The sequence below is a fragment of the Ensifer sp. Root142 genome, from assembly GCF_001426785.1.
GTDB lineage: Bacteria > Pseudomonadota > Alphaproteobacteria > Rhizobiales > Rhizobiaceae > Ensifer > Ensifer canadensis.
In genome coordinates this window covers 424,173-432,483 of sequence record NZ_LMFK01000012.1, presented here as the reverse complement: position 1 = coordinate 432,483, position 8,311 = coordinate 424,173, and the positions used below count along the sequence as shown (strand labels likewise).

At 60.6% G+C, this 8,311-nt stretch carries 9 protein-coding genes and 2 pseudogenes; 2 read left to right on the top strand and 9 right to left on the bottom strand.

Annotated elements, in window-relative coordinates:
- From ASD52_RS40005 to ASD52_RS38390, 3 genes and pseudogenes are all read right to left on the bottom strand, one after another.
- The coding region (locus ASD52_RS40005) for a hypothetical protein (RefSeq protein WP_244497470.1) at window positions 1–54 on the bottom strand (54 nt) is incomplete at its 3' end.
- Between the two features lie 331 nt (window positions 55–385).
- Window positions 386–1,164 (bottom strand): annotated as a pseudogene (locus ASD52_RS14630) (flagellin); the annotation flags it as partial.
- A gap of 1 nt (window position 1,165) precedes the next feature.
- Window positions 1,166–1,445, bottom strand: a pseudogene (locus tag ASD52_RS38390) (flagellin); the annotation flags it as partial.
- A gap of 208 nt (window positions 1,446–1,653) precedes the next feature.
- Here ASD52_RS38390 and ASD52_RS38385 point away from each other — a divergent pair.
- The gene (locus ASD52_RS38385) at window positions 1,654–1,920 is read left to right on the top strand and encodes a hypothetical protein (RefSeq protein ID WP_156585422.1); all 267 of its coding nucleotides are present in this window, start codon (window positions 1,654–1,656) and stop codon (window positions 1,918–1,920) included.
- A 54-nt stretch (window positions 1,921–1,974) separates the two neighbouring features.
- Window positions 1,975–3,888: a glycosyl transferase gene (locus ASD52_RS14625; RefSeq protein ID WP_025425928.1), complete on the top strand. Its 1,914-nt coding sequence runs from the start codon at window positions 1,975–1,977 to the stop codon at window positions 3,886–3,888.
- A 285-nt stretch (window positions 3,889–4,173) separates the two neighbouring features.
- On the opposite strand, the gene fliP is transcribed toward ASD52_RS14625, so the two are convergent.
- The 6 genes from fliP to flgA are packed head-to-tail and all read right to left on the bottom strand — an operon-like array spanning window position 4,174 to window position 8,300.
- Entirely contained in the window at window positions 4,174–4,911 is a 738-nt protein-coding gene (gene fliP / locus ASD52_RS14620) for a flagellar type III secretion system pore protein FliP (protein WP_025425927.1), read from the bottom strand.
- 8 nt (window positions 4,912–4,919) lie between these two features.
- Window positions 4,920–5,417: a flagellar basal body-associated FliL family protein gene (locus ASD52_RS14615; RefSeq protein WP_025425926.1), complete on the bottom strand. Its 498-nt coding sequence runs from the start codon at window positions 5,415–5,417 to the stop codon at window positions 4,920–4,922.
- Between the two features lie 18 nt (window positions 5,418–5,435).
- The gene (gene flgH, locus ASD52_RS14610) at window positions 5,436–6,146 is read right to left on the bottom strand and encodes a flagellar basal body L-ring protein FlgH (RefSeq protein ID WP_025425925.1); all 711 of its coding nucleotides are present in this window, start codon (window positions 6,144–6,146) and stop codon (window positions 5,436–5,438) included.
- On the bottom strand, window positions 6,143–6,679 hold the full coding sequence (locus ASD52_RS14605) for a MotE family protein (protein WP_025425924.1): 537 nt from the start codon (window positions 6,677–6,679) through the stop codon (window positions 6,143–6,145). The genes flgH and ASD52_RS14605 overlap by 4 nt, the downstream gene beginning before the upstream one ends.
- On the bottom strand, window positions 6,676–7,791 hold the full coding sequence (locus tag ASD52_RS14600; RefSeq protein ID WP_025425923.1) for a flagellar basal body P-ring protein FlgI: 1,116 nt from the start codon (window positions 7,789–7,791) through the stop codon (window positions 6,676–6,678). The genes ASD52_RS14605 and ASD52_RS14600 overlap by 4 nt, the downstream gene beginning before the upstream one ends.
- Window positions 7,788–8,300 (bottom strand): flagellar basal body P-ring formation chaperone FlgA, encoded by a 513-nt coding sequence (flgA, locus tag ASD52_RS14595; RefSeq protein WP_025425922.1) that lies wholly within the window; start codon window positions 8,298–8,300, stop codon window positions 7,788–7,790. The genes ASD52_RS14600 and flgA overlap by 4 nt, the downstream gene beginning before the upstream one ends.
- Window positions 8,301–8,311 lie beyond the last annotated feature (11 nt).

Here is an 8,311-nt window from a genome sequence, read left to right as displayed (position 1 = left end):
GGAAGCGTTACCAACGCGGTAGCCGGACGAAATACGGTCCTGCGTCGTTTCCATCGAGGAATTGATCGAACGCAGCGTGGAGAGTGCGGCCATTGCCGCGTTGTTGGTCATGATAGACGTCATTGGCTGAGTGCCCCTTGGGAAAACTGGATTGAAAGGGACATTCCGGGATTACCGGGAACCGGCGGCCAGCTTCATGCCTGCTAACGCGTTAATCTTGTTGGTTAACCCGCCGTTTCGATAGCCACAGAAAACACCAAGATGGTTAACGAAGCTTGAAGCCGCAGACGAAAAAAACATACCGACAAAAGAAAAACCGCGCCTCGATGGAGACGCGGTTTTTCGTTTTGCAGTCCGGGACCGAAGTCGCCGGTGTCTGGACCGCTTAGCGGAACAACGACAGGATGTTCTGCGAGCTGCTGTTGGCGATCGAGAGAGCCTGGATGCCGAGCTGCTGCTGCGTCTGCAGAGCCTTCAGGCGGGTCGACTCTTCGTTCATGTCGGCGTCAACCAGCTTGCCGACGCCCGATTCGATCCTTCAGGCGGGTCGACTCTTCGTTCATGTCGGCGTCAACCAGCTTGCCGACGCCCGATTCGATCGAGTCCATCAGGTTGTCGACGAAGTCCTTCTGGAGATCGACGCGCTTGTTGACGGCGCCGAGGTCCGAAGCGGCATCGGTCATGCTCTTCAGGACAGTGTCGACACCGCTGAGGTAGTTGGCCAGTGTCGTTGCCGTTACCCCAGTGCTGATGTCGAGGGTCAGAACGCTGACGCCGGCGATGGCCGTGCCAGTGGAGTCCTTGAGTGCGTCTGTGAGCAGGCCGTTTGCTGTTGCTGCTTCGTCGATCAGCATGGTCTTGGTCGTGTCGACGTCGAGCGTCGTCAGGCTGACGTTGCCAGAAGCGTCACGGTTGAACGAACCGACGATCGACTTCGTGCCCGGAGCAGTTGCGCCGGAAGCGGTGTAGAGCCAGTTTTCGCCGGAGAAGCCAGCGGACTTGACGACGCTCTTCAGCTGATCCTGCAGCTGCGTGATTTCCTTCTGGACCTTGGACTTGTCAACACCCGGCTCGCTGGCAGCAACCAGCTTTGCCTTGATTTCGTCGACGACCGAGATCGCGGCTTTCATGCCGGTGTAAGCAACGTCGGTCTTGGCAGCGCCGNCCCGGCTCGCTGGCAGCAACCAGCTTTGCCTTGATTTCGTCGACGACCGAGATCGCGGCTTTCATGCCGGTGTAAGCAACGTCGGTCTTGGCAGCGCCGAGGCCGAGTGCGTCCTGAACTGTGCCGAGGGCCTTGTTGTCCGAACGCATGGTCGTTGCGATCGACCAGTAAGCGGCGTTGTCGGAAGCGTTACCAACGCGGTAGCCGGACGAAATACGGTCCTGCGTCGTTTCCATCGAGGAATTGATCGAACGCAGCGTGGAGAGTGCGGCCATTGCCGNGGAAGCGTTACCAACGCGGTAGCCGGACGAAATACGGTCCTGCGTCGTTTCCATCGAGGAATTGATCGAACGCAGCGTGGAGAGTGCGGCCATTGCCGAGTTGTTGGTCATAATAGAAGTCATGAGACTGTCCCTCAAATTTACAAGGTTACACGGTTGGGGACATGCCGGACTGAATACGTCTACCGGCAATGACGGACCGGCTTCATGCCACTCGGCTCCGCTCACTCAAGTGAAGGAAACCAAACCCGTCATGTGAAGGTGAATATCCCTCCCAAAGCTTGCGATTTCATTAAGGCGGAAGGATATTTTCTAAGCAAAATCCTATGGTTAACGGCACGTTACTTTGCCGCCACCCCGTCGCCCGCGAATGACTTCATCGACATCGCGTTTATTGGCAAACAATACGCAAATCGCTCAACAATCCCGCTTGGGGCAAGGTTTCTGCTTCAAAACAACACCCTGGAACATTGACGTTGCACAGGCTCGCGCGGTGACAACGGTTGCGCTTATCCCATGGAGCTTCCCTTGAACGCCCACACCATCTTCTCTTCCGCTTCGCGGCAGTATCAAAAAGGCCAGTACACCGAGGCGCTCGATACCCTCAATCAGCTGCTCGATCTTACCCGTGATGCCAAGACCTATGCGCTTCTGGCAAAGGTACTGCTGAAGCTCGGCTTCCGGAGCGATGCTGCACAAGCCTATCAGCTGGCCGGCGAAGAAGGCGGATTGCGTTCGGAGCATTTCCTGGCCGAGGCCATGAAGCTGCATTTCGCCTGCGGCAATGATGATCAGGCCTTAAGCCTCGGCCGGCCCTTGCTCGAGCAGGCAAAGACCGATCCCGAACTTGCCTACATCATCGTGACCTTGTTCCTGAAGCGCGACCAGGCCGACATTCTCAGCCCTTTCAAATCGACACTCTCGGCGAGCGCGCGGCAGGAACACCAGGTGCTGGCGGCAAAGCTGCTGACGTCGGATGTCGGAAACAACGATGATCGCGAGATCGTCACCAACCTGTTCCGGCGGACGCCATCGAACCCGGTCCTGCTGTCGGCTTATCTCGTTTTCATGCAGGAAGTGAACAACTTCAACGAAATCGAAAACTATGCGCAGGCGCTGGAGCGTGCGATCCAGGCGACCAACCGCAAATTTCTGCGCGCGGAAACGCCTTTCTACAATGTGCACTGGTGCCGCGATGAAAAGTTGAACCGCCTGGCCGCTGCGCTTGATCAGCCGTTCCCACCAACATTGCCCGAGGAACGCCGCAAGATGCAGCACGTGTGGGGCAAGAAGATACGGCTGGGTTACCTTTCGAACGACTTCTGGGGACCGCACGCGACGATGAAGCTCCTGCAAGCCGTGCTGACCTTGCATGATCGCGAGAAATTCGACGTGACGCTCTTCTGCTACACGCCGGAGAAACACCTCGCCGTTGCTGGCGAAGGGCGTCAGACCTGGGGCAAAATCGTCCGCATCGAAAACCTTTCCGACGAGCAGGCCGCCCAGACGATCCGCGACGAGCAGATCGATATCCTCGTCGATCTCAAGGGCCATACGATGAACAGTCGCGTTGCCATACTCAACCACAAGACCGCACCTGTGCAGGCGACATGGCTCGGTTTCCCCGGCACCACCGTCAACGTCGATCTCGACTACATCATCGGCGACCGTCACGTCCTTCCCGATGGCAGCGAGGACCACTACTACGAGCGGTTCTGCCGGTTGCCCGAGACCTACCAGCCGAACGACCCTGCCGGCCGGCCACGGCCGGCAGCGATGACACGCACGCAAGCGGGCCTGCCGGAAGATGCTTTCGTCTACGCATCGTTCAACGCCAACCGCAAGATCACCGTCGAAACCATGAAGGCATGGGCTGGGATCCTGCGCAGGACGCCTGACAGCGTTCTCTGGCTGATGTGCCCCAAGCCGGAAGCCCAGGCTCATATTCTTCGGCGTTTCCAGAGCTACGGCATCGCCACAAAACGCATTATCTTCTGCGCGAAGGTCGAGTACGAACAACACTTGGCGCGTATCCCAGTCGCCGACCTCGGCCTCGACACTTTCCCCTGTAACGGACACACCACGACGTCGGAGCAGTTGTGGATGGGCTTGCCGGTGCTGACGCCAAAGGGCACGCACTTCGCCTCGCGCGTCAGCGAAAGCCTGCTGCGCGCAATCGGCGTGCCGGAACTCGTTGCCGCCGATGTCGACGACTATGTCGGGCAGGCGATCGCCCTTTACGAGACCCGCGGCAAGGTAGCCGAATACAAGCAGAAGCTCGCCGACAACCGGCTGCAGATGCCGCTCTTTGATGCGGAACGCTTCTGCCGCCACCTCGAGCAGGCCTATGAGGCGATGGCCGACCGCGCGAAGAAGGGATTGGAGCCTGCTCTCATCGACGTGCCGGCACTGCCGGTACGTACAGGATCGTTCGCACAGTAAAGTCAGAAGGCGGGCTCAACCGCCGGCACATCATAACCCTCCTGAACCCCGCCCATCCGGCGGGGTTTTTCGTTCGGCTTTACGCAAGAACCGGCGCGTTGCTTACAGCTTAGCTCAGCGCATCAAACACAGCGCGACAAGGGCAAGACAACGTTTCAAACTCACCGGCTGGTGCCTGGGTCGATGACACTTGAGGATATTTCTGCAGCAGCCGCGGCCACGCACAGGAGACGGCGCGTGGCGACAAGCCAAGGCTGAAAGAACGAAGAGGAGCGGGTTCGCTGGTCAGCTGAACGAGCGTACCAGGCTGCCGACGAGCAGGTTCCAGCCGTCGATCAGCACGAAGAAGAGGATCTTGAACGGCAGGGAGATCGCCGTTGGTGGCAGCATCATCATGCCCATCGCCATGGTGATGGTGGCAACGATCAGGTCGATCACCAGGAATGGCAGCATGATGAGGAAGCCGATCTCGAAGCCGCGGCGGATTTCCGAGATCATGAAGGCGGGAACGACGGCGCGCAGGTCGACCTTGTCGTTGACGACGACGGTCTGGCCCTTTTCCTTGGCTATATCGATGAAGAGCTGCAGATCCTTGTCGCGGGTATTGGCGAGCATGAATTCGCGGAACGGCTCGGCGATGCGCGGCAGCGCTTCCGTTTCCGTAATCTGATTCTTCATCAGCGGGTCGATGCCGTCGCGCCAAGCGCGGTCGAAGGTCGGAGCCATGACGTAGAAGGTCATGAACAGCGCCAGCGAAACCATGATCATGTTCGACGGTGTCGTCGCCAGGCCCATGCCGGTGCGCAGGATGGCAAAGGCGATCACGAAGCGCGGAAAGCTGGTGACCATGATCAGGATGCCGGGCGCCACCGAAAGAACGGTCAGAAGGCCGAACGTCCGGATGATCCAGGAGGCAGCCGATCCGTCGATGGGCGTGTTCAGGATGTCAGAGGGAAAACTCTGGGCGCCGGCAATTCCGGACATCGCCATCATGGCGACTATGAAGGCGATGAGCCGGATCATTTAGCGAATCATTGAATGACGAAGGTTCTGAACATAACATTGGTTACGCGCCCATCCGAGCGCAGGTCAACCCGCTCCTGAATGTCATCCCGGAGATATTGAAAGCCGCGCGGCCCCTGGATCTGCTGCAGCGACACGGTTTTCAGATAGGCGGCGATATCCTGGTGTATCTGCTCGGCCATCGCCGGGTCCGGGACACCGTCGAACTGCAACGCCACCTCGAGCCGGATCCAGTTTTCCGAGGGGTAGGCAAGGTTCGTGGTGATCGGGTCAAGCTGGACGACGCCGTTGGCTTCCGTCGCGATCTTCGGAACGCCCTCCTCGCCGGTTGCGTTCGGAGCTGTGTCCTTGGTCGCCTCCACCTGCTCCTTGGGCGGCGGCGGCGCCAGCATGGCGCCGACCAGCCAGCCGCCGCCGCCGGCGACGAGCGTCAGGACGGCAACGATGGCGATCGTCATCACCTTCGACGGTGATTTCACGGGCGCGGCGGTATCGAATTCTTCCATCTTGCCATTCCCTGCCGATCAGATCGGCGAAATCAGGTCCATGATCTGCTGGCCGTAAGGCGGCTGCTGCACTTCGGTCAGGCGGCCGCGACCACCATAGGAAATGCGTGCCTCGGCAATCCGGTCGTAGGAGATCACGTTCTCGGAGTCGACGTCCTGCGTGCGCACGATACCAGCGACATTGAGGATGCGAAGCTCTTGGTTGACGCGAACTTCCTGCGAACCGCTGATCAGAAGGTTGCCGTTTTCGAGCACGCCGGTGACGACTGCCGCGACAAGCAGCTGGAGCTTTTCGGCCCGCTCGGTCGAGCCGTCGCCTTCGGTCTTGGTGTTCGAGCCGTATTTCAGGTCACCCGACCAGCCAAAGCTGCTGGCTTCCGACTGCCCGCTCGCGCCGATGTTGAAGCCGCTGGTGTTCTTGCGGCTGCGATCGGTCTTGTTGTCGAACGACGCCTTGTCGTTGATGGCGATCTCGACCGTCAGGATGTCGCCGACGTTAAGCGCGCGTGCATCCTTGAAGAGCGCCGACTGCTGGTCGTTCCAGAGCGAGAAACCGTTGGCGACATGGCGCGGCTCCTTGGGATACATCGCCAGCTGCGGTGTCTGGGTATATTGCAGACCGCTGCCGATCGGGCTCATGGCGGGGGCACGGCCGATCTCGTTGATGGCCTGGTTCTGACATCCTGCGAGGAGGCCCGCGGCCAATATGGCCGTTAGACGCATTTTCATGATGGTTCCTTCGAGGTGTTCGGATCGCTGGCACTCGAGATGATGTTGGTCAGGATGGCGGCCTTCTCGTCGCTCATCTCGCTGAGGATCAGCGACGACTGCCGCGCCGGCAGCTGCATGACGATCGCGGCGGCAATCTCCGGACGGACCAATTCAAGTTTGCCCGCGGCAGCATCCGGCTTCATCGTCTTGTAGATGCCGACGAGGCCAATCTCGGCCTGCTTGAGGAAGTCGTTGCGGCGCTTCAGCCAGTCTTCATACTCCTCGCGCCGCTTTTCGAGCGTCGCGATCCGGTCGTCGACATTCGCCTGAAGAGCCTCGAGTTCCTTGCGCTGCAGCACGTAGCGCTGGTCGCGGGCAGCATCGGCGATGTTGGTGCAGAACTGCTGGATTTCGTTGGCTGTGGCGTTGCTGGCGGGCGGCGCGGTGACGTCCTGGGCGAAGGCGCCGGGCATCGCCAGCATCGACGCGACGGCAACCGATGCGAGCAGGATGTTGCGGGATCTTCCGAGAAGGCGGTCGATGTTCATCATTGCAGGACAAGCTCCGCCTGAAGGGCCCCGGCCGTCTTGATGCTCTGCAGGATGGCGATGATGCCGTCCGGCTTGACGCCGATGTTATTGAGACCGGCAACGAGCGACCGCAAACTGGACCCATTGAGAATGGCGACCGTGCCGCCGTCGGATTGAGCATCGATGGTGGTGTTCGGCTCCATCGCCGTCTGGCCGCGCGCGAACGGCAGCGGCTGAACCACCGTCGGCGTCTCGCTGACCTCCACTGTCAAGGTGCCATAGCTGACGGCCACCTCGTTGACGCGCACGTCCTGACCGATGACAATCGTGCCCGTGCGTTCGTTGATGACGACCCTTGCAGGGACGTCCGTTTCGATGACGATGTTCTCGATCTCCGCCATCAGCCGCGCAAGGTCGGCCATCTTCGGCTTTTCGACGAGAACGGCCTGCGAATCCCGGGCTTCGGCGATGCGGCCGCCATATCGCGCCGCGGCATATTTGTTGATCGCCGCGGCCATGCCGACCGCGGTGGAGAAGTCGGGGTTGCGCAGCTGCAGCACGAGGTTGAAGCCGTCCTTGAATTTCGACGGTAGCTCGCGCTCGATGATGGCGCCGTTCGGCACGCGCCCTGACGTCGTGACGCCCTGGTTGAGCGTTGCCGCGTCGCCTTGCGCATTGAAACCGGTGACGACGACCGACCCTTGCGCGACCGCATAAATCTGGCCGTCGGCGCCCGAGAGCGAGGTCATCACCAGGGTACCACCGCGCAGGGAGGTGGAATCGCCAAGCGATCCGACGGTCACGTCGACGCGGCTGCCGGGGCTGGCAAAGGGCGGCAGGTTCGCCGTGACGAGAACGGCGGCGACATTGCGCGTGCGCGATTCTCCGCCCTGGGTCGAAATGCCGAGGTTCTGCAGCATGGCGCGCATCGATTGATCGGTAAACGGCGACGCGCGCAGGCTGTCACCCGTTCCCTGAAGGCCGACGACGAGGCCGTAGCCGATGAGCTGGTTGTCGCGGCCGGCCTGCAGCGAGGCAACGTCCTTGATTCGCGACGCGCCAAAGGCGGGCGTCATCGCTGTGGACAGCGCGACGGCCAGCGTCAGGAACCATTTGCAGGCAAGCATTTTCATTTCGCCACCACATGTATCGTGCCGTCGGCCATCACCGTTCCGGAAACGATAACGCCAGTATCAATGTTGCGAGCCCGGATCAGATCGCCGACCGCGGCGTCCTGAAGGGGCGAACCGGCCGCGCTGATGGTGAGACCACCATTGCTGAAGATCAGACGGACGGTGGAGCCGCGCTCGACCGCATATTGCTCGCGCAGCGCGGAGGCCAGGATGACGCGGCCGGGGAGCAGCGTGCGCTTGCTTACCTTGCCGTCGATCTCGCTCAACGTCCTGACATAACCATCCGTCAGATCGGGATTGGTCACATCAACGATCTCGACCCGGCTCGCGTCGATCGCTTCGCCTGGGTAAATCGTCTGCTTGGGGATGACTGCCGTCAGCCGTTCCGCAAAGCCTGCCGAAGGCGACAGGAAAGCGGCGGCGAGCAAAATGCCCGCCACCACGTGCCGCGCCCTTGGCGCGGAACCGTCCTTCTGAGCTGTCATTCCTGCGGCTCGGCGAAACGTCATGTTTGCCCCCT